Here is a 24,683-nt window from a genome sequence, read left to right on the forward strand (position 1 = left end):
AGTGGTCATCGTGTCCAGACTTTTTCCCGTTTTTGTCGTATTTGTCACCAGTTTGTTCCTTGCCGGTGCCGCTCAGGCGGAGGTTCGGGTGCTGACCAGCATCAAACCGTTACAGCTGATTGCCGCCGCCGTGCAGGACGGCGTGGCGATTCCCGAGGTATTGCTGCCGCCGGGCGCGTCGCCGCATAACTATGCGCTGCGGCCTTCCGACGTACGGCGCGTGCAGTCGGTGGACCTGCTGTATTGGATTGGCCCGGACATGGAGAGCTTTCTGCCACGAGTGTTGAAAGGGCGCAGCTTGCCGACAGTGGCGGTGCAGGACCTTCCGGGGATGAAACTGCGCCGGTTCGCCGAAGATAGCCACTCCCACGCCGAAGAGGCTGACGAACACGATCACGATCATCGCCCTGGCAGCCTGGATGCGCATTTGTGGTTGTCGACGGTCAACGCCCGGGTGATTGCCAACCGCATGGCGGCAGACCTCAGCACTGCCGACCCGGCGAATGCCGAGCGTTATCAAAGCAACGTGAAGGCGTTTGATAGCCGTATGGACGCGCTGGATGCGCGTTTGAAGGCGCGCATGGCGGATGTCGCCGGCAAGCCGTACTTCGTGTTCCATGAGGCGTTCGATTACTTCGAAGATGCCTATGGCCTCAAGCACACCGGCGTATTCAGCGTGGCCGCAGAAGTACAGCCGGGCGCCCAGCATGTGGCGGCGATGCGCACGCGTTTGCAGGAAGTAGGCAAGACCTGCGTGTTCAGCGAGCCACCGCTGCGCCCGCGTCTGGCGGAAACGCTGGTAGCCGGTCTGCCGGTGAAGCTGGCGGAACTGGATGCGTTGGGCGGCTATACGCCGGCCACGGCTCAGGGTTATGAGCAGGTGCTGGAGAAGCTGGGGAATGACCTGGCAGGGTGCCTGGAGTCTTTATAAGCCACAACGAAGATCAAATGTGGGAGCTGGCTTGCCTGCGATAGCGGTGGGCCAGCTGACTCAAATGTAACTGACCCACCGCTATCGCAGGCAAGCCAGCTCCCACACTGACCGTGTGCTACAACGCGAACGGCAGCGGAGTCTTGACCTGCTGGCGTTGCGCCAAACGCACTTGAAACTCTCGCGGGTCGTGAATCAGCACGTCCTGCCCGGCAAACGATTCTGCAGCAATCAGGCGTGACAGCCAGAACCGTACGCACGCCACGCGCAACATGGCCGGCCACAGCTCCGCTTCCTTGGCGGTAAACGGTCGCAAGCCCGCATACGCTCCCAGCAATGCGCGCGCCCGCTGGCCGTCGATCACGCCGTCGGCGTCCGAGCACCAGTCATTCAGGGCGATCGCCACGTCGTACAGCATCGGCCCCGAGCAGGCGTTGTAGAAGTCGATCAGCCCGGTCAGGTGCGTGCCTTCGAACATCGCGTTGTCGCGAAACAGGTCGGCGTGGATATTCGCCCGGGGCAGCGCGAGGATCTCTGCCTTATGCGCCTCGATCTCGGTCAGCGCGGCTTGCAGCAGGCCTTGTTGTTCGGCGTCGAGGTGCGAAATCAGTTGCGCGCCTTCGCTCAGCATCCAGTCCAGCCCACGATCGGTCTTGCGTTCCAGCACCTTCTCGCCCTGGGTGGCCAGGTGCAGGTGGCCGAGCAATTCGCCCACTTGCACGCAATGCTGGGCGTTGGCGTCCTTGATGTGCTTGCCCGCCAGGCGCGGTTGCAGGAGCGCCGGTTTGCCGGCCAACTCGCGCAAGGCCACGCCATCGGTGGTGCGCAGGGCGTAAGGCACCGGCAGGTCGGCGTCGTGGAGTACGTCCAGCAGCTCGATGAAGAACGGCATTTCCTGCACGGGGCCGCGTTCAACCAGGGTCAGGACGAATTCGCCCTGTTCCAGGCTGATGAAAAAATTGGTGTTTTCACTACCAGCGGCAATCCCCTGGAAATCAAGCAGGCGGCCGAGCCCGTAAGGGGCAAGAAAGGTTTCCAGCTCGGGCCGAGCCAGGGGGGTGAACACAGACATGGTTAAAACTGCCGTTACGGGCGCTGCGGGGAGCAGCGCCGATTAAAGTTAAGAAATCATTTCCATTCGAAGATCTTCCATGACGGGATCAGCATATCCGGCTGGTCAGAGCGGATGAAATTCGCATCGGTTCCGTCCGCGCGCACCAGGAAATACGGCGGAAAGCCTTTCTGGGTCACCTTGATCGCGTACAGGAAACCATTTTGGCGGTATTCCTGAATGGTCTTGTCGCCCTCCGTGCGAATGGTGACTTCCGGGTCGCCCGAAGGGGCAGTATCTGCCGCCATGGCTGCCATCGGAGTAAGTGCAATCAAGCCGGTCAACAACAGGCGATTTACTGTACGCATGATAACCTTGTCCCTTTGTCGTCATTGGTCCGGCTATTCTAGCGCCTGACCCGCCGAAAAGGTTGATCCTGCTCATGAGCCAAGCCCCCCTCGTCCTGGTGGACGGTTCTTCTTACCTGTACCGCGCCTTTCACGCGCTGCCCCCGCTCACCACCTCCAAAGGCCTGCCCACCGGCGCGGTCAAGGGCGTGCTGAACATGCTCAAAAGCCTGCGCAAGCAGTACCCGAACAGCCCGTTCGCGGTGGTGTTCGACGCCAAGGGCGGGACATTTCGCGATGAGTTGTACGCCGAATACAAGGCCAACCGCGCGAGCATGCCGGATGACATGCGCGTGCAGATCGAGCCGCTGCACCAAAGCGTGATCGCCCTGGGCTTCCCGCTGCTGTGCGTCGAAGGCGTTGAAGCGGACGACGTGATCGGCACCCTGGCCCGTAGCAGCGCGGCCGCCGACCGCCCGGTGGTGATTTCCACCGGTGACAAGGACATGGCGCAGTTGGTGGACGGGCACATTACCTTGGTCAACACCATGACCGGTAGCGCCATGGACGTTGAGGGCGTGAAGGAGAAATTCGGTGTCGCTCCCGAGCAGATCATCGATTACCTGGCGTTGATGGGCGATTCGTCCGACAACATCCCGGGGGTTCCGGGCATTGGTCCAAAGACGGCTTCCGGCTTGCTGGTAGGCGTCAACGGCGGTTTGAAGGAGCTCTACGAGCAGCTCGATATCGTGCCGACCTTGCCGATTCGTGGCGCCAAGACCCTGGTCGCCAAGCTCGAAGAGCACAAGGAAAGTGCATTCCTTTCCTACCAGTTGGCGACGATCAAGATCGACGTGCCGCTGGATGTGGGCCTGGACGATTTGCACCTGATCGAGCCGGATCGCGAGAAGCTTCTGGAGCTGTATACGCTGCTGGAGTTCAAGAGCTGGATTGACGAGATTCAGCGTGATGCCAAGCGAGTCGAGTTGAGTGCGGCGCCCTCGGCCGCTGTCACTGAGGAAGCGGTTGAGATCGTCGCCCCGGTGTCTGTGGAGCCGGTGTATGAAACCATCCTTACCCAGGCTCAATTCGATGCCTGGCTGAAGAAGCTCAACGACGCCAAGCTGTTCGCCTTTGATACCGAAACCACCGGTGTCGATGCGCAGCAAGCCCAGTTGGTGGGTGTGTCCTTTGCCGTAAAAGCCCACGAAGCAGCCTACATTCCGCTGACCCATTCCTACATCGGCGCGCCGGAACAGCTGGATCGGGACACCGTGCTGCTGGCCCTGAAGCCGTTGCTCGAAGACCCGGAAAAACTCAAGGTCGGCCAGCACGCCAAGTTCGACATGAACATCCTGGCCAACTGCGCCATCGGTGGCGACCCGGCACATGGCATCACCGTGCGCGGCATCGCCTTCGACACCATGCTTGAGTCCTACGTGCTGAACTCCGTGGCGACCCGCCACGACATGGACAGCCTGGCGAAGAAGTACCTGGATTACGACACCGTCAGCTTCCAGGACATTGCCGGCAAGGGCGCCAAGCAGCTGACCTTTGACCAGATTGCCCTTGAACAGGCCGGGCCTTACGCGGCGGAAGACGCCGATGTAACCCTGCGCCTGCATCAGGAACTGCATAAGCAGCTTGCGGCTATCCCTAGCCTCGCCAGCGTAGTGTCTGACATCGAGATGCCGTTGGTGCCGGTACTGGCGCGCATTGAGCGCCAGGGTGCCCTGGTGGATGCGGCCTTACTGGGCATCCAGAGTATCGAACTGGGCAACAAGATGGTGGACCTCGAGCGCCAGGCGTACGAAATCGCAGGCGAGGAGTTCAACCTGGGTTCGCCCAAGCAGTTGGGGGCGATCCTCTACGAGAAGCTCGGGCTGCCGGTGCTGAAGAAGACCGGCAAGGGCCAGGCTTCGACGGCCGAGGAAGTCTTGGCCAAGTTGGCCGAAGACGACTATCCGTTGCCGAAAGTGCTGATGCAGTACCGCAGCATGAGCAAGTTGAAAAGTACGTACACCGACCGCCTGCCGGAACAGATCAACCCACGCACCGGGCGCGTTCACACGTCCTATCACCAGGCCGTCGCGGCGACCGGGCGTCTGTCTTCCAGCGATCCGAACCTGCAGAACATTCCGGTGCGTACCGCTGAAGGCCGTCGGATTCGCCAGGCATTTGTCGCGCCCAAGGGCTACAAGCTGCTGGCGGCGGACTATTCGCAGATCGAGCTGCGCATCATGGCGCATTTGTCCAAGGACGAAGGCTTGCTCAATGCGTTCCGCGACGACCTCGACGTGCACACCGCGACGGCGGCCGAGGTGTTCAAGGTTGAACTGGCTGAGGTCACGTCCAATCAGCGTCGCAGCGCCAAGGCGATCAACTTTGGCCTGATCTACGGCATGGGGGCCCAGAAGCTGGGCAAGGACATCGGCGTCGACACCAAGACCGCCAAGGCTTACATCGACGTCTACTTCGCCCGTTACCCGGGGGTTCGCGAGTACATGGACCGCACCCGTGCCCAGGCAGCTGACCAGGGTTACGTGGAAACCCTGTTCGGGCGCCGCCTGTACCTGCCGGATATCAACTCCAACAAGCCTCAGGAGCGTGCTGGCGCCGAGCGTACGGCGATCAACGCGCCGATGCAGGGCACCGCAGCCGATATCATCAAGAAGGCGATGGTGAAGGTCGACAACTGGCTGACGGACTCTGGGCTGGACGCCAAGGTCATCCTTCAGGTGCACGATGAATTGGTGCTGGAGGTGCGTGAGGACCTGGTGGCTGAAGTCAGCGCGAAGATTCGTGAGCACATGAGCGAGGCGGCGAAGCTGGATGTGCCGCTGGTGGTGGATGTCGGCGTGGGCAACAACTGGGACGAGGCGCACTAAGCGCAGGGCTTGGGCCGCGGCATCATGCCGCGGCCGCGCTTTAGATCGGAAAGCGCGGCGAGTTATTTCCAATAGTTTTTGGAGCGTGCCGGAACTTAACCCGTGAATTGCTACTCAGAGTTACTGAATGGGTGGTGAAGCCCTTCAATGCTCCTATGTTGTGTTAAGTGTTGGCAGATATCTGGACCCCGCCCTAGCGGTCCGGAACTTGGACCCCGAACTTCCCCTCCCCATACGAAGTCCGGGGTTTTTTTTGCCCCGAGTTTTTACTCGGCGACCTCCGAACCCTTGTCAGCCAGTTCCATCCAGCCTGCCAGAACAGTGTAGGCGTCTTCCAGGCCCAGGCGTTTTGGCGCCGAGAACAGCTGGATGGTCACCGCATCGCCCCAACCTTTACGGATTTCGGCCTGCACTTTGAGCAGGGTGTTTTTCGCTGCGCCGTAGGTGAGTTTGTCGGCCTTGGTCAGCAGGATGTGCATCGGCATGCCGCTGGCGACGGCCCAGTCGAGCATCAACAGGTCGAAGTCGGTCATTGGATGACGGATGTCCATCATCAGAATCAAACCCTTCAAACTCTCCCGGCCACCCAGATAGGCTTCCAGGTGACGCTGCCAGTGCAGCTTCAGCGGGATAGGTACTTTTGCGTAACCGTAGCCCGGAAGGTCGACCAGACGCCGATCATCGTCTAGCTTGAAGAAGTTGAGGAGCTGTGTGCGCCCCGGGGTTTTCGAGGTGCGAGCCAGGCTGGCGTGGGTCAGGGTGTTCAGCGCGCTGGATTTACCGGCGTTGGAACGGCCGGCGAATGCGACTTCGAAGCCTTCGTCATCGGGGCATTGGTCGACTTTGGCGGCGCTGAGCATGAAGGTGGACTGTTGGCACAGGCCGAGGATGGGATTCTTGAGTTGCATGAGTTTTCCGATGTGGGCGGTGCCGGGAATGGGTGCGGCAAGCGGTGTCGTTTCCGTTTCAGTAGCGCCAGTATATAATGCCGCAGATTTTGTGTGTGCTTTGTCCCAGCGAAGGATGAAGTTCACGGGAGCGATAGACCTTTATTGCGCATTAGAACGCAAAACGCTCTCAAACCCTGAAAAGGTCGATGTATGACCAAGTGGCTGCTGGCTTTCGGTGTCTTGATGCCACTTTACAGTGCGCAGGCTACACAGGATCCGGAGGCTGTGTACAACCGCGTTTGCGGGGCCTGCCATGCCGGACAGTTGCCCAACGCCCCGAAACGGGGTGACCAGGCAGCCTGGAAGCCAAGATTGGCTCAAGGTATGGACACGCTGGTGCAACACGTGACCCAGGGTTTCAAGGCGATGCCGCCGCGTGGTTTGTGCATGGACTGCAGTACCGAGGATTACCAGGCCGTCATTCAGTTGATGGTGAGTAAACCCGGTCCATAACTCTTTAACCCTTAGCCGTAGTTGGATTAGCTGATGAACAAACTGATCGTGAGTCTGCTGTTGACCTTGGGCATCACCGGTGTTGCCCATGCCGCAGGCGACGCCACTGCCGGCCAGGCGAAAGCCGCCGTATGTGGTGCTTGCCATGGACCGGACGGTAATAGCCCGGCGCCAAACTTTCCAAAGCTGGCCGGCCAGGGTGAGCGTTACCTGACCAAGCAGATGCACGACATCAAGGACGGCAAGCGTACGGTCCTGGAAATGACCGGCTTGTTGACCAACCTCAGCGATCAGGACCTGGCGGATATCGCGGCGTATTTTGCCAGCCAAAAGGGCAGCGTGGGGGCTGCTGATCCAAAACTGGTGGCCCACGGTGAAGAACTGTTCCGTGGCGGCAACCTGGAAAAAGGCATGCCTTCGTGCATCGGTTGCCACTCGCCTAATGGCGCAGGTCTCGCGGCTGCCGGCTTCCCGCACTTGAGCGGCCAGCATGCCCAATACATCGGCAAACAGCTGACCGATTTCCGTGAAGGTAATCGCACCAACGACGGCGACACCAAAATCATGCAGAGCATCGCCGGAAAACTCAGCAACAAAGACATCGAAGCCGTGTCCCAATACATCCAGGGCCTGCACTAAGCGCCCCGGCTACGTTAACGCTCGATTAATCCGTCGATGCAAGCATAAAAAGGGTGGCCTAGGCCGCCCTTTTTTGTGGCCGGTGCCGTTACACTAACGAACTCATGTCCGCGTAGACCTGTCACAACAAAGGTCGCGTGAGGCGACTTTATTTGTCCAGGAGTAAAGCATGCGTAATCTGATCCTCAGCGCCGCTCTCGTCACTGCCAGCCTTTTCGGCATGACCGCACAAGCTGCCGACGTGCCGCTTGAAGCCGGTAAAACCTATGTTCAGTTGGAGACGCCTGTACCGGTTTCCGTGCCGGGCAAGATCGAAGTGGTGGAGCTGTTCTGGTACGGTTGCCCGCATTGCTACGCGTTTGAGCCGGTGATTAATCCGTGGATCGAAAAACTGCCTGCGGATGTCAATTTCGTGCGTATCCCGGCCCTGTTCGGTGGCCCATGGGATGCCCATGGCCAACTCTTCATCACCCTGGACACCATGGGTGTAGAGCACAAGGTTCACGCCGCCGTGTTCAATGCCATCCAGAAAGAAGGCAAGCGCCTGCTCAAGCCTGAGGACATGGCTGATTTCGTCGCCACTCAGGGCGTCGATAAAGCCAAGTTTGTTGAAACATTCAACTCGTTCGCCGTGAAGGGCAAGATGGCCCAATACAAGGCACTCGCCCAGAAGTACGGCGTGCAAGGCGTACCGACCCTGATCGTCAACGGCAAATACCGTTTTGACATCGGCAGCGCCGGTGGCGAAGAGCAAGCGCTGAACGTGGCTGACCAGTTGATCGCCAAAGAGCGCGCAGCCAAGTAAGGGGCCCGTCATGCGTCGCTGGGGTACTGAACGTGTCGTTGGCCTGCATGACCCGAAGGTCAACGAACACCACCTGGAATCCACGGGCCTGCCGGCGGACAGCCGGTTGCGCCTGCTCAGTTTCAACATCCAGGTGGGCATCAGTACCGAGAAATACCGGCACTACCTGACCCGTGGCTGGCAGCACCTGCTCCCCCACAACGGGCGTGCCGGCAATCTGCAAAAGATCGGTGACCTGCTGGGCGACTTCGACCTGGTAGCCCTGCAGGAGGCCGACGGTGGCAGCCTGCGCTCCGGCTACATCAACCAGGTCGAGCATCTGGCCCAGCTCGGCGCCTTTCCCTACTGGTATCAACAACTCAATCGCAACCTCGGCAAACTCGGCCAGCACAGCAATGGTGTGCTCAGCCGCCTCAAGCCGTGGGCGATTGAGGATCACCCGTTACCCGGCCCGAAAGGCCGCGGGGCTATTCTCGTGCGGTTCGGCGAAGGGCCGGAAGCGTTGGTGGTGGTCATGATGCACCTCGCGCTGGGGGCTCGAACCCGCACCCTGCAGTTGGCCTATATCCGTGAGTTGATTGGCAACTACAAACACCAGGTGCTGATGGGTGACATGAACACCCATGCCACAGACCTGCTACAGAATTCCCCGTTGCGTGACCTTGGTTTGCTGGCGCCGCAAGTCGAAGCCACCTTTCCCAGCTGGCGTCCGCAACGTTGTCTTGATCACATCCTGCTCAGCCCGACCCTGACACTCGAAAGTGTGCAGGTACTGGCGCAGCCCATCTCCGATCACCTGCCGGTCGCGGTAGAGATTCGTCTGCCGGGTTCGCTCACGGCTGATGCATTGCCCGCGTTGAGCCCCGGCCCTCGCGGACCCCTTGCATGAGCGACGACGCCCAGCGCTGGAAAGAAAAATACCTTAAAAGCATCGAGCAACAAGAAAAGCTCGAACGCCGCTGGGCCGCCCGTCTCGACCTGCTGCGCCGCGGGCTGGTGCGCAGCACCCTGGCAGCTGAAGGCACCGACCGCGCGGTTGACCAATGCATGAAGGAAATGCGCGATGTTGTCCGCACGGACGACATGGACGCCGCCCTCGCCGCGTTGCTGCCGCGCCTGGAAAAGGCCGTACTGGATTCGGAACAGCGCCGTGAAACCCGGGTCGATCAGATCGGCACGGCGTTGACGGCCCTGGTCACCCAGTTACAGAAACTGCCCTTGCCGCGTGAGGTGAGTCGCCCGCTGAAGGCGTTTGCCAAACAGCTGGACGGTCGGGTCGGCCAGGCGCGGGAGATCCCGCTATTACTGAGTGAGTTGAGCGGCCTTCAGGGCCAGGCATTGAGTAACCTGGAGCCGGAGGGCGAAACCAGCCGTTCGAGCCCGGGGCTGTTGCAGCGTCTGTTTGGCGCCAGGGACGCCGCGGCAGAAGCTTCGGAGGTGGAGGCCCCCGCGCCATCCCGTCCTGTGGTTCACGCGCCTGCTGCGCCAAACCCTGTGGATGAGGTTGATGTGCCAGCGCAATCGGCGGAGCTGACTCAAGCACTGCGGGCTTTTGCGCCGCAGCCGAAAGCCCCGGCTTCCGTTGAACCACTGCCTGAGCGTGTACCGCAAGTAAAGGCTGCCGAGGTTGTCATCGAAGTGGCGCCTGTGGCTCCCGACGTCGTGGCCGTCGCGCCCGTCATCGAAGTGCCCGCAGCGATGATCGAACCGCTGGAGCCCGAACAACCGGTCGAAACGGACGTTGAACCTGCCGTTGAGAGCGCGCTCGCCGCCATGCTCGAAGCGCCAGAGGTGCAGGTCCGGGAGCCGGAGCAGACGGAGATCGGCAGTCTCTCCTTGCCACCGGTCCTGGCTGACGAGCTGGAAGAGTCGCCCGAGTCGGCAGAGCTGAACCCCGACGAGCTGCAAGCGGATCAGGCCTACGCCTTGCCCGACACCCCCGAGCCGTCTTACAGCTCGGTGGCCAAACACATTGAAGACACCCTGATCGGCTTGCTGGAAGACCTGTCGCTGCCAGAGCGCCATCGGCCCCAGGCCGAAGCCATGCGTGAACGTCTGGCCCATGGGTTGAACTGGTACGAACTGCTGCCGATCCTCGATGACCTGGCGGTGTTGATGCTGGCAATCACCGACAGCGGCCAGCACGAGTTTGAGGCCTACCTCAAGCAGCTTAACGAGCGCCTCGAAGCGTTCCAGGGGCACTTGCAGGTGGCCAGTGATGGCCACGCGGACAGTCGCTCGGCCGCCAGAGAACTGGATACCCAGATCCGTGAACAGGTGGATGGCTTGCAAACCAGCGTCCAGGACGCCGCCGACCTCGACAGCCTCAAGCATGTGCTGGAGAGCCATCTCGAAGGTCTGCTGGGCACCATGGACGAACACCAGCACCAGCGTGACCAGCGCGAACAGGAAGTCGCCGCGCGCCTGAAAGGCCTGGCCGAACGGGTGGCCAATATGGAGCAAGAGGCTCAAGGCTACCGTGAGCACCTGGAGGTTCAGCGCCAGAAAGCCTTGATCGACCCACTCACCGGCTTGCCCAACCGCGCCGCCTGGAGCGAGCGCCTGGAGCACGAGGTCAACGCCTGGCACCAGCGTGGCAATAGCCTGTCGCTGGCGATGCTGGACCTCGACCATTTCAAACGCATCAACGACGGTTATGGTCATCTGGCGGGCGACAAGGTGCTGAAAATCATCGCCACGGTGCTTCGAAAGCGCCTGCGCCCCAACGACTTCATTGCGCGCTTTGGCGGTGAAGAGTTTGTGCTGCTGATGCCCAACTCATCGCTGTCCGATGCCTTGGCCGTGGGTGAAACCTTGCGGGCCGCCATCGAAGCCTGCCCGTTTCACTTCAAGGGCGAGCCGGTGACGATTACGGTGTCCATGGGCATGGCGCAGTTTCAGCCGGGCGAACGCAGTGACCTGGCCCTCAAGCGCGCCGACGAGGCGTTGTATCGCGCCAAGGCAGCGGGGCGTAACCAGGTGCAGGCGGCCTGAAAATGTTCCATTTTGTTTAAAACGTCGCATTTGGCCGCTGGGCAGCAAACGGTACGTTACACTGTTGCATTATCGTCTTAAGCGTATTGTCTGCTGCCATGAAATTTCTGTGTTCTGCCTTTCTGCTTCTCCTGCTCGCCGGTTGCGCGAGCGGCCCTCGCCTGGACACCAGCCACCCGTCGTCGAACCACGACAACCGTGTGCAGTTCGTCATCGTGCACTACACCTCGGCGTCCCTTGAGCGTTCCCTCGCGCTGTTGACCCACGGCCAGGTCAGCAGCCATTACCTGATCGGCGACGATGCTTCAGGCACCATCTACAAGCTGGTGGATGAAAGCCAGCGCGCCTGGCACGCCGGAGAAAGTGAGTGGATGGGCCGCACGTGGCTCAACTCCAGCTCCATCGGGATCGAGATCGTGAACCCGGGGTACCGCGATTTGCCGACAGGCCGCGTCTGGTACCCGTACACCGAGGCGCAGGTGCAGTCGCTGGTGGTGCTGCTCAAGGACATCAGCAAGCGCAACGGCATCGACCCGCGGAACATCATCGGCCACAGCGATATTGCCCCGCTGCGCAAGCTGGACCCGGGCCCGCTGTTCCCCTGGAAGCGCCTGGCGGATGAAGGGCTGGGCATGTGGCCGGACGCCAAGGCGGTTGCCCGTTACCAGGTGCAGTACGCCAGCGATTTGCCGAGCATTACCTGGTTCCAGGAAGAGTTGGCGAAGTTGGGCTATCCGACGCCGCAGACCGGCGAGCTGGATGTGGCGACGCGGCATGTAATGGCCGCGTTCCAGATGCACTTCCGGGCGTCGCTGTTTGACGGGACGCCGGATGCCGAAAGTGCTGCGATCCTGCGGGCGTTGAATCACCAGTAACTGTTGCCGGCGATAGCCTCCTCAGCATCGCCGTCGCCGGCAAGCCGGGCTTCTACAAAGGCAGCGCCATGTAGAACTGCGTCCCCTGCCCCGGCCGTGAATAAACCCCCATGCGCCCACCGTGCAACTGCACAATTTCCTTGCACAGCGCCAGGCCCAGGCCGGCGCCGCCTTTCTTGCGGCCTACCTGCACAAACGGTTCGAAGATCCGTCCCTGCTGGCCGTAGGCAATGCCTTCACCGTTGTCTTCGACGCTGACAATCACTCGTTCGCCATGGCGACGCGCCTGCAGGCGGATCTGACCACCGTCGGCCGTGTGTCGCAGGGCATTGCCCAGCAAGTTGTCGAGCACCCGCTCCAACTGCGCCCGATCGGCATGCAACCTCGGCAGCGGGGACTGTTCCTCAACCAGCAATTCGATGTTTTGCGCATTCGCCTGCTCGGCGAAGCGGGCGCGGGCATGTTCGAGCAGGTCGCTGATGTCGCACGGGCCCAGGGTGAGCTTCTGCAAGCCATTCTGGTAACGCGAGAAGTTGAGCAAGTCGTTGATCAACTGCATCAGGCGCTGCATTTCCTCGTTGACCGTATCCAGCAAGTCCGCTTCGCGAGACTCCGCAGGAAACTTCGCCCGTTCACGGAACAAGCCGAATGCCATGTGCATGCCCGTTACCGGCGTGCGCAACTCATGGGATGCGCGTAATACAAACTCACTGCGCACCCGTTCAAAGGCACGTTGTTCGGTGACGTCGTGCAGCACCATCACCGCCCCCAGAATATGCCCCTGGGTATGGCTGACCGGCGTCAGGCTGTACGTCAGCAAGCGCAACTCGCCTTCGACCTCCACTTCCAGGTCTTCGGGTGCGCGCTCCAGGTTGCCGCCGCGCAGCACCAGGTGCAGTTGCTCATCCAGTTCCGGGCGGTCCAATGCATCACCAAGGCCCTGGCCCAGGCGCTCCTCGTCCCAGCCCAGTTGGCGCTGTGCCACCGGGTTGAGGTGCTCAAGGCGGCCTTGGCGGTCGATCATCAGCAGGCCATCGTCGATGCTGTCGAGCACCGCCTGCAGGCGTTGCTGCCCGGCGAGCAGTTCATCGACATTGGTTGCCTGATGCTGGCGCAAGGCTTCGGCCATGATGCCGAAGCGGCGGGTCAGCAGGTTCATCTCGGCGGCCGAGGAAATGGGCAGGGTGACTTCGAAGTTACCCTGGCCGATCTTGTCGGCGGCCTTGGCCAAGGCTTCGATTGGCCCGCCAAAGCGCCGGGCGATACCGTGAGCGGTCACGAAGCCAATGATCAGCACTGCCAGCCCGACCAGGCCCAGCAGACCGGCAATCAACAGTGCGCGTTCCCGGGACTTGTGTTCGGTGTCGTTGATGTTGTCCAGGGCCTTCTTGTGCTCGGCGATCAGGCCGTTGCGCAAGATGTTGAAGCGCTCGGTCAGCTCGTCGTTGTTGCGCAGTGCCGGCGGGGCATTTTCATTTTTGTCGAATGCCTCGAGAAAGCTCAGGTAGTTGGTTTTCGCCTGGGTAAAGCCGCTGGTTGCGGCATCCTTGTGCTCGTGATCGATGCCTTGCTGCAACAGGCTGAAATAGCGCTGCTTGGAGTCCTCAAGGGCGGCACGATTGGGCTGCTCGTTGAGCATGATCATCAACTGGTCGCCGAGGGTTTGCCGAAGCTTGAGCCCCAGGTCCAGGGTGATGAAGTTGCTGCGAATCAACGATTCCTGGGTCTTGGCCATTTGCATGACACTCACCAGCCCCAGCAGCAATCCCAACAGGGCAACGGTGATCAGCGCAGAAATGCTCAGGAACAGCCGAGTGCGCAGCTTCATCGCAAGCTTCATAAGTTACAGCTCACAGGTTGTATTGTTTGCGTTTGCGGTACAGCGTCGACGCATCAATGCCAAGGGTCCGGGCTGCCTGGTCCAGGGTGTCACTGGTGGCCAGCACTGCGCCGATATGGGCTTTTTCCAATTCATCCAGGCTGAGCGCCGCGCCAATTCGCGGGGCGTTGTTGGTTGGCTGTTCGGCCATGCCGAGGTGGCTGATTTCGACCTTTTCCTGTGGGCAGATGATGCTGGCCCGCTCCACCACGTTGCGCAGTTCACGGATGTTCCCCGGCCAGCGGTAGTTGAGCAGCGCCTCACGGGCTTCATCGCTGAATCCTCGAGCCGGTCGTGCATATTCCTTCACGAAGCGCGCAAGGAAGCGGTCGGCCAGGGTCAGGATGTCTTCGCTGCGTTCGCGCAGGGGCGGCAGGTGCAACGTGATGACATTCAGGCGATACAGCAGGTCTTCACGGAAACGGCCGTCGCGGACCATGTCTTCCAGGTTCAGGTTGGTGGCGGCAAGGATTCGTACGTCGGCACGGCGAGTCACCGGGTCGCCGACGCGCTCGTATTCCTTGTCCTGGATGAAACGCAGCAACTTGGGTTGCAAGGTCAGCGGAAAATCGCCGATCTCGTCGAGAAACAGCGTGCCGCCGTCTGCCTGGTTGACGCGGCCGAGGGTGCTTTCGCTGGCGCCGGTAAACGCGCCGCGACTGTGGCCGAACAGTTCACTTTCCATCAATTCTGCGGTCAGCGATGGGCAGTTGATGGTGACGCAGGACTTCTTCGCCCGCTTGCTCCAGCCGTGGATGGCCCGGGCCAGCTCCCCTTTACCGGTGCCGGACTCGCCAAGAATCAGGATGTTGGCGTCAGTGCCGGCCACTTGGCGTGCGGTTTCCAGCACCACCATCATCGCCGGGCTGTGGGAGTCGAGGCCGTCCTTGGGCTGGCGCACTTCGCCTTCCAGGGCTTCCAGGCGCGCCGAGAGCTGGCGCACTTCCAGCTGCTTGGCCGTGGCCAGACGCAATTGGTCGGGGCTGCACGGTTTGACCAGGTAGTCGGCAGCGCCGGCCTGGATCGCATCCACGGCGGTGTCGACGGCCGAATGGGCGGTGACGATTACCACGCGCATCCAGGGCGCCTGAATGCGCATTTGCGCCAGGACGTCGAGGCCGTTGTCTTCGCCCAGCCGCAGGTCCAGGAAGCACAAGTCAAACACCTGACGTTGCAACAAGGCATCGGCCTGGGCGGCGCTGTTGGCGGTGGCTACGGTGTAGCCTTCATCTTCCAGGCAGTAACGGAAGGTGCGAAGGATCGCGGATTCGTCATCCACTAAAAGAATGCGGCCTTGAAGTTCCTTGGCTGATTCCATCTGTCCCGCGCTCCTTAAGAATGAATGATGTTGTTTAGTCCCGGAATAATCGGGCAAGTTGCATGGTTTATTCTGATTGATTAAAGCCGTCATCGTGCAGCTATCTGCGCTTCTTCTTACAGAGACGCCGATTCAAGGCGTTTTTATCTCCCTCTAGCCACTTCGGCAGCCGAACGTTGCGTTCCTATCCCCCGATCCGACCAGTGACCATCGTGCATTTCGCACGGTATGGATAGGGGCATCGTGCAGGATGCTCGTGGTGTCAAAGCGCTTTTGTTTTTAACTAATTGATTTTATTGAGTTTTATTTTGTTAAAAAACTGGCACGCCGGCTGCAATACACCTCATACGAGCTTCATCAACGAATAATCAGAATGCGGGAGAGATACAGCATGACTCGCCAAAGCCTCACCCAACTGCGTGTATCGCCACTGCGTCTGCAACAGGGGTTGTTTGCCAGCCTGGCCCTGATGGTGACCTTGATCGGCGGTCAGCAATTGGCGCATTGGCAGCAGAGTCAGCCGCAGGCCGCGCATTTTGAACGCCCGATGATGACCCAGACCCATTTCCGTTCCGTCGGTGGTTCCGCCGCCGACGTGACAACCCCGCAACTGACGGCGGTTGAACAGGATTCCACCCTCGGCGACCTGCCTTATCAGGAACGCTGGGTGTTCTAGGCACGACACGGTCCTTCAATCGAGCGACCGCACGCATCACCGCTGTTACCCCTAAAAGAAGCGTAAGGAGAATCACCATGTTGAGTTGGGCAATCACATTTCTGATCATCGCCATTGTGGCTGCAGTCCTGGGCTTCGGTGGTATCGCGGGCACCGCCACGGGTATCGCCAAGATTCTGTTTGTGGTCTTCCTGGTGATGTTCATCGCGTCCTTCTTCTTTGGCCGTCGTGGCCGAGGCTAAACATGTTCAATTCGTCCCTTAAAGCCCTGGCTGCCGCCCTGTTGTTGGGCGGCAGCGGTCTGGCACTGGCCGCCAATGACGGCCAGTCCCGGGCCAACGAACTGCTGAGTGCGGACCCGCAGTACCGCGAAACCTGGCAGAGCGTGGTCAAGAAGGAAGAGCGTCTGCCGGAATGGGTGATGAACCTGTCGGGCAGCGCTGAACAAATGAACGCCGTTGAAGAGGATGGTGACAAGTACTTGGTAGGGCCACTCTGCGAAACCGCAGACACGTGCCTGAACAAGCGCCTGATCGTCGCCTTCAGCTTTGACAAGGAAGATGCCTACGCCATGTTGGTGGAAGTTCCGGCCGGCCTGCCGTCGGACAAATCGCCAACACGGCACGCCGACTACCGTTTTCTTGGCAAGCCGGACGAAGGCATGCAGAAGCTGTTGATGGAACAGCTCAAGAAAGATCCGAATTGGTACTAGGTTTGGTCTGACGACGCTGTCGTCTACCGGCTTATCGTCCATAGAAAGGAGCGCCACGCTTCTTTCTGTCTGCACGGCCCGACAAGGGCGGTGCATGACCAGGGGGCCGGGTTGCTCTGATCGATAGGATCGGCGTGACCTACGGGGACAGGGAGTGCCTGCGCAAGGGCCGGGTCAGGTGAAAAGCTGCGACGCAAGTTCGCAAGCCGATGGCTTGTGGAACTTGCGACGGGCTTATGGCTCTTATCCCCGCTTCCGTCATACCGCCCATAGCGGCAATTTTCCTTTTTGCATCGCCACAACCATTTCCTGGTGTTTCCACGTGACCATCTATCGAGAAAGTTTGTCTCCTGCCAGACGGGTTTTTCGATGGTATGCGTAGGAATTTTCAGGGGTTTTCATCTGAGGCCGTAGATTTTCAAAAAACCCTGCGCGAGCCTGAAATGGCCGGTTCGCGGCATTTATGCCTGCCGAAATGTCGTATTCGAACTGACCGGTCAGACAGAAAAACTCAAAAAATCTCATGCCGATTCGGCATAGGGTAGGCGTTTACGGCATTAGACGTCGCCTCCTTGCATCGGAATAGTTGCGCCTTTTTTCGCCTGCCAGTGAGCCATATCGGCCAACTGCGGTGACCTTCTACGGGGGCAGATGCACACACTTTTTCGCTCTCGAGCGTTCCAGCTGCTGGCGCATCTGCCTGAGTCCACTTGAAGTAAGGGTAATGACATGAAGAAGGCAAAGCTAAGCCTCGCCTGGCAGATCCTCATCGGTCTGGTGCTGGGGATTGCAATCGGTGCGGTGCTTAACCATTTCAGTGCTGAAAAGGCCTGGTGGATCAGCAACGTGTTGCAGCCCGCTGGCGATATCTTTATCCGCCTGATCAAGATGATCGTTATCCCGATCGTGATTTCGTCGCTGATTGTGGGAATCGCCGGCGTTGGGGATGCGAAAAAGCTCGGTCGGATCGGCGTGAAAACCATCCTTTACTTCGAAGTGGTCACCACCATCGCCATTGTGGTCGGCCTGCTGCTGGCCAACCTGTTCCATCCGGGTACCGGCATCGACATGAGTACCCTGGGTACCGTCGACATCTCCAAATACACCGCCACCGCCGCCGAGGTTCAGCACGAGCACGCGTTCATCGAGACGATCCTCAACCTGATCCCGTCGAACATCTTCGCCGCCGTGGCCCGTGGCGACATGCTGCCGATCATCTTCTTCTCGGTGTTGTTCGGCCTCGGCTTGTCGAGCCTCAAGCCTGAACTGCGCGAGCCCCTGGTGACCATGTTCCAGGGCGTGTCCGAGAGCATGTTCAAAGTCACCCACATGATCATGAAGTACGCCCCGATCGGTGTATTTGCCCTGATTGCGGTGACCGTCGCCAACTTCGGTTTCGCCTCGCTGCTGCCGCTGGCCAAGCTGGTAATTCTGGTTTACGTCGCGATCCTGTTCTTTGCTTTTGTGGTGCTGGGCCTGATCGCTCGCCTGTTCGGTTTCTCGGTGATCAAGCTGATGCGCATCTTCAAGGATGAGCTGGTACTGGCCTACTCCACCGCCAGTTCCGAAACCGTGCTGCCGCGTGTGATCGAGAAGATGGAAGCCTACGGCGCGCCGAAAGCGATCTGCAGCTTCGTGGTACCCACCGGTTACTCGTTCAACCTCGACGGTTCGACCCTGTACCAGAGCATCGCGGCGATCTTTATCGCTCAGCTGTATGGCATCGACTTGTCGATTGGCCAGCAACTGATGCTGGTACTGACCCTGATGGTCACCTCCAAAGGCATCGCCGGCGTGCCGGGCGTGTCCTTCGTGGTGCTGCTGGCGACCCTGGGCAGCGTGGGCATTCCGCTGGAAGGCCTGGCATTTATCGCCGGTGTCGACCGCATCATGGACATGGCCCGTACCGCACTGAACGTGATCGGCAACGCCTTGGCCGTACTGGTCATCTCCCGCTGGGAAGGCATGTACGACGACGCCAAGGGCGAGCGCTACTGGAACTCCCTGCCGCACTGGCGCACCAAGGAAGCACTGCCGGCCGGCGAGACCACTCGCGGCTGATCGCCAGGACTGCCTCCTACACAAACCCCGGAAAATCCGGGGTTTGTCGTTTCTGCCAGCCCCGCTATCATTCGCCCCATCTTTCGGGGGATTCAACTGATGCTCAATGGCCTGTGGCTTGGCTTTTTTATCGTGGCGATGGTGTCCGCGCTGGCGCAATGTCTGATCGGCGGCAACGCCGGCATCTTTGCAGCGATGGTGGAAAGCATCTTCGCCATGGCCAAGTTGTCGGTCGAGGTGATGGTGCTGCTGTTCGGCACCCTGACCTTGTGGCTGGGCTTCCTGCGCATCGCCGAGAAAGCCGGGATCGTCGACTGGCTGGCCAAGGCGCTGGGGCCGCTGTTCCGCCGCCTGATGCCGGAAGTGCCCGCCGGCCATCCGGCCATCGGCTTGATCACCCTCAACTTCGCCGCCAACGGCCTGGGCCTCGACAACGCCGCCACGCCCATCGGCCTCAAGGCCATGAAGGCGCTGCAAGAGCTCAACCCCATTCCCAATACGGCCAGTAACGCGCAAATCCTGTTCCTGGTGCTCAACGCGTCTTCCCTGACCCTGCTGCCGGTGACGATCTTCATGTACCGCGCCCAGCAAGGTGCGGCTGACCCGACGCTGGTGTTCCTGCCGATCCTGCTGGCGACCAGCGCTTCGACCCTGGTGGGCCTGCTGTCGGTGGCGGTGATGCAACGCCTGCGGCTGTGGGACCCGGTGGTGCTTGCGTATCTGGTTCCGGGTGCGCTGGTACTGGGTGGCTTCATGGCCTTGTTGGCGACGCTCTCAGCCACTGCGCTGGCGGGGCTGTCTTCGATCCTCGGCAACCTGACGCTGTTCGGGCTGATCATGCTGTTCCTGGTGATTGGCGCGTTGCGCAAGGTCAAGGTCTATGAGGCGTTTGTCGAAGGCGCCAAAGAAGGCTTTGATGTGGCCAAGAACCTGCTGCCGTATCTGGTGGCGATGCTGTGTGCGGTAGGCGTGTTGCGCGCGTCCGGCGCGCTGGATTTCGGCCTGGAAGGCATTCGCCATCTGGTGGCCTGGACCGGCATGGACACGCGCTTTGTCGATGCGTTGCCGACGGCGATGGTCAAGCCGTTCTCTGGCAGTGCGGCGCGGGCGATGCTGATTGAGACGATGCAGACCCAGGGCGTGGACAGCTTCCCGGCGTTGGTGGCGGCGACGATCCAGGGCAGTACCGAAACCACCTTTTATGTGCTGGCGGTGTACTTCGGCTCGGTGGGCATCCAGCGGGCGCGGCATGCGGTGGGGTGTGCGTTGTTGGCGGAGTTTGCTGGTGTAGTGGCGGCAATTGCCGTCTGCTACTGGTTCTTCGGTTAACACCTAGGTCAACTGTGGCGAGGGAGCTTGCTCCCGTTGGGCCGCGAAGCGGCCCCAGCAAGGTTTCGCAGTGTGTCAGTCACAGCTCATTGGCTGGTTTTGGGGCTGCTACGCAACCCAACGGGAGCAAGCTCCCTCGCCACGAAAGCGCGGCTTCCCAGGCCCACCACCCAATCCACCACTTGCTTGTTCAACGCATCCCCGGCCTGACCAAATCCTGCGACTACGGCAGGCACCTTTGTATCCCCCACCGGCTGCCTCACCTCAAACCGCTTGCTGGCAATAATCCGCTGATCACTCCCGCGTACCAGCCGCGCATCCAGCCGTATCACCACCTCCACCGCGCTGCCACGATACTCACTCTGAAACGCCTGCAACTGCCCGCCCAGTTCAAAGTCCGCCTGCAGATTGGTCTCGTCGGTACTGAGCAACGTCACACGTCCATCCCGCTGAAACCCGTCCAGCAACCGGTTACGCAACAGCACCGGCGCAGGATCGCTCCAGCGTGAATTCGCATAGCTGCTGATCAAGTCGCCATTGGGCACCACGGCAATCCGCGGGCTGTCGAGGAATTCGCTGGTCTGCGGCTTGGCCACCCGCAGCGACCACGCCACAGGGCTGGCCTGTGCGGTGGTCTGCGCCGATGGCAACCGGTACACGTCCGAGGGATCCGCCTTCGGCAGGATGGAACACGCACTGACCAATACCAGCGCAACGGGGGCGATCATTTGGTACGCACGCTTCATGGCGTGAACTCCTTGTTCTTGTCGCTGCCCAGCAGGTAACCGCTGGGGTTGGCTTCCAGGCGGCGGGAAATCGCGCGTAACGAGCCCAGGGTTTCCCGCAGCTCGCGTACCGCAGGCGCCAGTTCGTTGAGGCCCTGCATGCCGCTGTTCAGGGAATCCTTGTTGTTGGTCAGCAAGGTGTCGATGGTGGCTGTGCTTTGTTGAAGGGACTGCATGGCCTTCTCGGCGCTGCCAAACATCTGCTTGCCCTGGTCGTTGAGCAAACCGTTGGCGTTGCGCATCAGCGCGGTGGTCTGCTCCAGCGTGGCACTGGCCTGTTTGCTCACCTGCATCAATTGCTGCATCACCACTTTGATGTCGCCGCGTTGATCGGCAATCGCGCCAGTGGTCTGTTGCAGGTTATCCAGGGTATTGCTGAGGCGGTCGACGTTCTCTCGGGAGAACATATGATTGGCGTTGTGCAGCAGCAGGTTGATGCTGGTCATCAAGTCATTGCTGTTGTTCAGCAGGCGCGCGATAGGCGATGGAGAGGCGATGATTTGCGGCAGTTCGCCGTCCTTGCCCTTGAGTTCCGGGCTTTGGGGCGTGCCGCCGCTGAGCTGGATGATTGAAGTGCCGGTGATGCCGGTCAGGGCCAGCTTGGCCTGGGTGTCTTCCTTGATCGGCGTTTGCCCGGCCAGGCGGATGCGCGCCAGCACCCGGCGCGGGTCTTTCGGGTCGAGGCGCAGGCTGGTGACATCGCCGACCTTGATCCCGCTGTACTGCACTGCGCTGCCCTGGGACAGGCCACTGACGGCCTCGTTGAAGATCACTTCGTAATCCTGAAACGCGCTGTCGACGCTGGATTTGGCCAGCCACAGGCCAAACAGCATCGCACCGACCACGACGATCACGCTGAACAGACCGATCATCACATGATGGGCTCGGGTTTCCATGTCATACCTCGTTGAGCAGTTGAGCGGCATCCAATGCCGCGCGGCCCCGTGGGCCATGGAAGTATTCGTGAATCCAGGCGTCGTCGGTTTCCGAGACGACATCGATGGCGTCCGCCACCAGTACCTTTTTCTGTGCCAGCACCGCCACGCGGTCGGTGATGGTGTACAGCGTGTCGAGGTCGTGGGTGACCAGGAACACGCTCAGGCCCAGCGCATCGCGCAGGGTCAGGATCAGTTGATCGAAGGCGGCGGCGCCGATCGGGTCGAGGCCGGCGGTGGGTTCGTCGAGAAACAGGATGTCCGGGTCCAGCGCCAGGGCGCGGGCCAGGGCCGCGCGCTTGATCATGCCGCCGGAAAGTGACGATGGGTATTTGTCGGCGGCCGACAACGGCAGCCCGGCCAACGCCAGTTTCACTGCCGCCAGGTGTTCGGCGTCGGGACGGCTGAGGCCGGCATGCTCGATCAGCGGCAAGGCGACGTTTTCCGTGACCGTCAGCGAGGAAAACAGCGCGCCCTTCTGGAACAGCACGCCGAAGCGCCGTTCCACCATCGAACGCTCATGCTCCGACAAGCTCGGCAAGTTCTGCCCGAATACCCGCACCTGCCCTTCGCTCGGCTGGCGCAGGCCAATGATGCTGCGCAGCAGCACCGACTTGCCGCTGCCCGACCCGCCGACCACCGCGAGGATCTCGCCCTTGTACAAATCCAGGTCGAGGTTCTCGTGCACGCTTTGCGGACCAAAGCGGTTACACAGGCCACGGACTTCAATCACCGCCTCGGTGGGCGCACGGCGTAAGCGACTCACCAGCCCATCTCCATGAAGAACAGCGCTGCGACCGCATCCAGCACGATCACCACGAAAATCGATTGCACCACGCTGGAGGTGGTGTGGGCGCCGACCGACTCGGCGCTGCCGCTGACCTTGAAGCCTTCGAGGCAGCCGATGGCGGCGATCAAAAAGGCGAAGATCGGCGCCTTGACCATGCCGACCAGGAAATGCTGCACGCCGATGTCCGATTGCAGCAGCGAGAGGAACATCGCCGGTGAAATATCCAGGGCCACGGCGCACACCACGCCGCCGCCGATAATCCCCGAGATCATCGCCAGGAACGTCAGCATCGGCAGCGCCACCAGCAACGCCAGCACCCGGGGCAACACCAGCAATTCCATCGGGTCCAGGCCCAGGGTGCGGATCGCGTCGATTTCTTCGTTGGCCTTCATCGAGCCAATTTGTGCAGTGAAGGCACTGGCGGTGCGACCGGCCATCAGGATCGCGGTGAGCAACACGCCAAATTCCCGCAGGAACGAGAACGCCACCAAATCGACGGTAAAAATGCTCGCGCCAAAGCTGGCCAGCACCGTGGCACCGAGAAACGCCACCACTGCGCCCACCAGGAAGGTCAGCAAGGCCACGATGGGGGCCGCGTCGAGGCCGGTCTGTTCGATATGCGCAACCATCGGCGTCACGCGCCAGCGCTTGGGCCGGAACACGCCACGGGCGAAGGTTTCGAGGATCAGGCCGATAAAGCCGAGCAACTTCATGCCGTCTTGCCAGACGGTGTACACCGCGCTGCCGATGCGTGCCAGCAACATAATGCCGGCGGCCTCTTCCGGTTCCTTGACCGGCACACAGAAGTCGTTCAGGGAGCGGTAGACCGTTTTCAGCAGCGCGCGGTCGGCGGTCGAGAGGCTGCAGTCAGTGTGTTCGGCGGATTGTTCGATGCGCTCGGGGCCGAGCAGCTCCACCAGCAGCGAAGCGCCGGCCGTGTCCAGGGCGCCCAGGCCGTTAAGGTCGATGCGCGTGCCCGCGTCGTACTGGCCGTCGAGCTTTTCCGACAGCTTCTTCAGGTTGGCATAGTGGGCAAGCGTCCAATCCCCCGTAATCCTCAGTTGTGGAGGTTGGGTGGACGTGTCCAGATGGGCTGCACCGGCCGTTGTGCTACTGGTCATAAGCTCCGAGCTTGTTTGGCTATTCCAGAATTCCTACGTAATAGCACGATCCTGCCTACTTTGGCGCGTCCGGCGTTGCTGGGGCCTGACCGGGGTCAGTCACCTTGAAGCGCAGCACGCCTATCACTTGGCCATCTTCGGTCAGCACCCGTACCTGCCAGCGGCCCACCGAGTCGGGTGGGAAGTTCTGTTTGTGGGTCCAGGCCCGATAGCCTTCCTTGCGCCCGCCATGAATGTCCAGGGCGATGCGGTCGACTTCCTTGCCGTTGAATTTCCACACATGGTAGATGCGCTCATCCAGCCCGCGCGGTGCGTTGATCGCGGTGTAGGCATACAACCCGCTGCTGCGCAGTTGGGCGGCGCTGACTTCTTTCAAGTCATCGCCGGGCGTGCGGTCCTGCAATTGAGTGCTGATGGCCACTTCGGTCATCCACAACGTCGCGGGCGGCACCCAACTGCGCAGGAACCAGCCGGCGCAACCAATCGCTGCCGTAACCCCCAACAGCATCGCCCAGCCCTTGATGCTGCGTAGCGGCAGGCTCACGGCCAGGCTCGGGATCGAAAGCAGCATCGCCACGCCAAGGGCCAGTTTGTAGCTCTCGGCGGTGGTCAGGTGCAGGATGATCGGCAGCGCGGTCAGCAGGGCCGCAAACAGGGTCAGGGTGTGCAGCGCCAGGAACAGCGAACGCTTGGGCGCCAGCCACTTGTAGTAAAGCGGGTCGGTAATCGAGACCAGCGCCGCCGCGCCCAACAGGCCGGTAAAGATCGACTGGCCGCTGTTCCAGGTGGTGGTGACAAAAAAGAACGGCAGCACAAAAAACAGGCTTTCCTGGTGGATCATCTGCGTGGCGTAGCGCAGCAGCGGTTCGGGGATTTCCCGTTTGAAGACTTTGCTGAACAGCTGGGTGAAGCTGTTTTCCAGCATCAGCCATAACCAGCTCACCAGCATGATGATTGCGATCCAGCTGGCCATGCCTTGCTGGCGATCCACCAGGATGAAGCTGCCCACACCGGAGATGAAACCGCCGAGTGCAATCACCCCTGGGTAGCGCTTCATCAGTTCGAGGACGCGCTGGATGGTCTGGGTCAGGATAGGCATTCGGCAGTTCACAGTCTTTGTAGGAAAAATCCCAGACAGAATAAC

Annotated in this window: 23 protein-coding genes; 13 read left to right on the forward strand and 10 right to left on the reverse strand. The window is 60.7% G+C overall.

The genetic code is table 11. The features are described 5' to 3' along the window. Position 1: 1 nt before the first annotated feature. Entirely contained in the window at positions 2-931 is a 930-nt protein-coding gene (locus MUM_RS0107415) for a zinc ABC transporter substrate-binding protein (protein WP_010168636.1), read from the forward strand. Positions 932-1,049: 118 nt separating this feature from the next. On the opposite strand, the gene MUM_RS0107420 is transcribed toward MUM_RS0107415, so the two are convergent. Together MUM_RS0107420 and MUM_RS0107425 are read right to left on the reverse strand one after the other, a co-directional pair. Next, entirely contained in the window at positions 1,050-2,003 is a 954-nt protein-coding gene (locus MUM_RS0107420; RefSeq protein WP_010168638.1) for a homoserine kinase, read from the reverse strand. Positions 2,004-2,059: 56 nt separating this feature from the next. Next, entirely contained in the window at positions 2,060-2,350 is a 291-nt protein-coding gene (locus tag MUM_RS0107425) for a DUF2782 domain-containing protein (protein ID WP_010168640.1), read from the reverse strand. Between the two features lie 74 nt (positions 2,351-2,424). On the opposite strand from MUM_RS0107425, the gene polA reads away from it, so the two are divergent. After that, positions 2,425-5,217 (forward strand): DNA polymerase I, encoded by a 2,793-nt coding sequence (polA, locus tag MUM_RS0107430; protein ID WP_010168642.1) that lies wholly within the window; start codon positions 2,425-2,427, stop codon positions 5,215-5,217. Between the two features lie 266 nt (positions 5,218-5,483). Here polA and yihA read toward each other — a convergent pair whose 3' ends face one another. Beyond that, complete coding sequence (gene yihA, locus MUM_RS0107435) at positions 5,484-6,125, reverse strand: ribosome biogenesis GTP-binding protein YihA/YsxC (RefSeq protein ID WP_010168644.1); 642 nt, start codon at positions 6,123-6,125, stop codon at positions 5,484-5,486. A 192-nt stretch (positions 6,126-6,317) separates the two neighbouring features. Here yihA and MUM_RS0107440 point away from each other — a divergent pair, with 192 nt between their 5' ends. From MUM_RS0107440 to MUM_RS0107465, 6 genes are all read left to right on the forward strand, one after another. Then, positions 6,318-6,620, forward strand: coding sequence for a c-type cytochrome (locus tag MUM_RS0107440; RefSeq protein ID WP_010168645.1), 303 nt, complete (start codon positions 6,318-6,320; stop codon positions 6,618-6,620). Between the two features lie 33 nt (positions 6,621-6,653). Further along, a complete protein-coding gene (locus MUM_RS0107445) occupies positions 6,654-7,259 on the forward strand; it encodes a c-type cytochrome (protein ID WP_010168648.1) in 606 nt (201 codons plus the stop codon). Between the two features lie 169 nt (positions 7,260-7,428). Beyond that, positions 7,429-8,064, forward strand: a complete 636-nt coding sequence (locus MUM_RS0107450; RefSeq protein WP_010168650.1) for a thiol:disulfide interchange protein DsbA/DsbL — start codon at positions 7,429-7,431, stop codon at positions 8,062-8,064. A gap of 10 nt (positions 8,065-8,074) precedes the next feature. Next, complete coding sequence (locus MUM_RS0107455; protein ID WP_010168652.1) at positions 8,075-8,953, forward strand: endonuclease/exonuclease/phosphatase family protein; 879 nt, start codon at positions 8,075-8,077, stop codon at positions 8,951-8,953. Beyond that, entirely contained in the window at positions 8,950-11,058 is a 2,109-nt protein-coding gene (locus tag MUM_RS0107460) for a GGDEF domain-containing protein (protein WP_010168654.1), read from the forward strand. The genes MUM_RS0107455 and MUM_RS0107460 overlap by 4 nt, the downstream gene beginning before the upstream one ends. 98 nt (positions 11,059-11,156) lie before the next feature. Then, on the forward strand, positions 11,157-11,933 hold the full coding sequence (locus tag MUM_RS0107465; RefSeq protein WP_010168656.1) for an N-acetylmuramoyl-L-alanine amidase: 777 nt from the start codon (positions 11,157-11,159) through the stop codon (positions 11,931-11,933). A 52-nt stretch (positions 11,934-11,985) separates the two neighbouring features. On the opposite strand, the gene MUM_RS0107470 is transcribed toward MUM_RS0107465, so the two are convergent. Together MUM_RS0107470 and algB are read right to left on the reverse strand one after the other, a co-directional pair. Beyond that, complete coding sequence (locus tag MUM_RS0107470) at positions 11,986-13,773, reverse strand: KinB sensor domain-containing domain (protein WP_010168657.1); 1,788 nt, start codon at positions 13,771-13,773, stop codon at positions 11,986-11,988. A gap of 10 nt (positions 13,774-13,783) precedes the next feature. Then, the gene (algB, locus tag MUM_RS0107475; RefSeq protein WP_010168658.1) at positions 13,784-15,130 is read right to left on the reverse strand and encodes a sigma-54-dependent response regulator transcription factor AlgB; all 1,347 of its coding nucleotides are present in this window, start codon (positions 15,128-15,130) and stop codon (positions 13,784-13,786) included. Between the two features lie 391 nt (positions 15,131-15,521). Here algB and MUM_RS0107480 point away from each other — a divergent pair, with 391 nt between their 5' ends. From MUM_RS0107480 to MUM_RS0107500, 5 genes are all read left to right on the forward strand, one after another. Further along, positions 15,522-15,806 (forward strand): hypothetical protein, encoded by a 285-nt coding sequence (locus MUM_RS0107480; protein ID WP_010168659.1) that lies wholly within the window; start codon positions 15,522-15,524, stop codon positions 15,804-15,806. Positions 15,807-15,883: 77 nt separating this feature from the next. Continuing rightward, on the forward strand, positions 15,884-16,048 hold the full coding sequence (locus tag MUM_RS1000000133095) for a DUF1328 domain-containing protein (RefSeq protein ID WP_003170804.1): 165 nt from the start codon (positions 15,884-15,886) through the stop codon (positions 16,046-16,048). 2 nt (positions 16,049-16,050) lie between these two features. Next, entirely contained in the window at positions 16,051-16,518 is a 468-nt protein-coding gene (locus MUM_RS0107490) for an inhibitor of vertebrate lysozyme family protein (protein ID WP_010168664.1), read from the forward strand. A 729-nt stretch (positions 16,519-17,247) separates the two neighbouring features. Further along, positions 17,248-18,579, forward strand: coding sequence for a glutamate/aspartate:proton symporter GltP (gltP, locus tag MUM_RS0107495; protein WP_010168665.1), 1,332 nt, complete (start codon positions 17,248-17,250; stop codon positions 18,577-18,579). 99 nt (positions 18,580-18,678) lie between these two features. Continuing rightward, complete coding sequence (locus MUM_RS0107500; protein WP_010168666.1) at positions 18,679-19,908, forward strand: nucleoside recognition domain-containing protein; 1,230 nt, start codon at positions 18,679-18,681, stop codon at positions 19,906-19,908. A gap of 86 nt (positions 19,909-19,994) precedes the next feature. Here MUM_RS0107500 and MUM_RS0107505 read toward each other — a convergent pair whose 3' ends face one another. From MUM_RS0107505 to MUM_RS0107525, 5 genes are read right to left on the reverse strand one after another with little or no spacing between them, the layout of a single operon-like run. Beyond that, positions 19,995-20,654, reverse strand: a complete 660-nt coding sequence (locus MUM_RS0107505) for an ABC-type transport auxiliary lipoprotein family protein (RefSeq protein ID WP_010168667.1) — start codon at positions 20,652-20,654, stop codon at positions 19,995-19,997. Next, a complete protein-coding gene (locus MUM_RS0107510) occupies positions 20,651-21,589 on the reverse strand; it encodes an MlaD family protein (RefSeq protein WP_010168668.1) in 939 nt (312 codons plus the stop codon). The genes MUM_RS0107505 and MUM_RS0107510 overlap by 4 nt, the downstream gene beginning before the upstream one ends. A gap of 1 nt (position 21,590) precedes the next feature. Next, positions 21,591-22,394 (reverse strand): ABC transporter ATP-binding protein, encoded by an 804-nt coding sequence (locus MUM_RS0107515; RefSeq protein WP_010168669.1) that lies wholly within the window; start codon positions 22,392-22,394, stop codon positions 21,591-21,593. Next, positions 22,391-23,539 (reverse strand): ABC transporter permease, encoded by a 1,149-nt coding sequence (locus MUM_RS0107520; RefSeq protein WP_010168671.1) that lies wholly within the window; start codon positions 23,537-23,539, stop codon positions 22,391-22,393. Before MUM_RS0107520 ends, MUM_RS0107515 begins: the two co-directional genes overlap by 4 nt. A 55-nt stretch (positions 23,540-23,594) precedes the next feature. Continuing rightward, positions 23,595-24,638, reverse strand: coding sequence for a DUF5924 family protein (locus MUM_RS0107525; protein WP_010168673.1), 1,044 nt, complete (start codon positions 24,636-24,638; stop codon positions 23,595-23,597). Positions 24,639-24,683 lie beyond the last annotated feature (45 nt).

Source organism: Pseudomonas sp. PAMC 25886, assembly GCF_000242655.1.
Taxonomy (GTDB): Bacteria; Pseudomonadota; Gammaproteobacteria; order Pseudomonadales; family Pseudomonadaceae; genus Aquipseudomonas.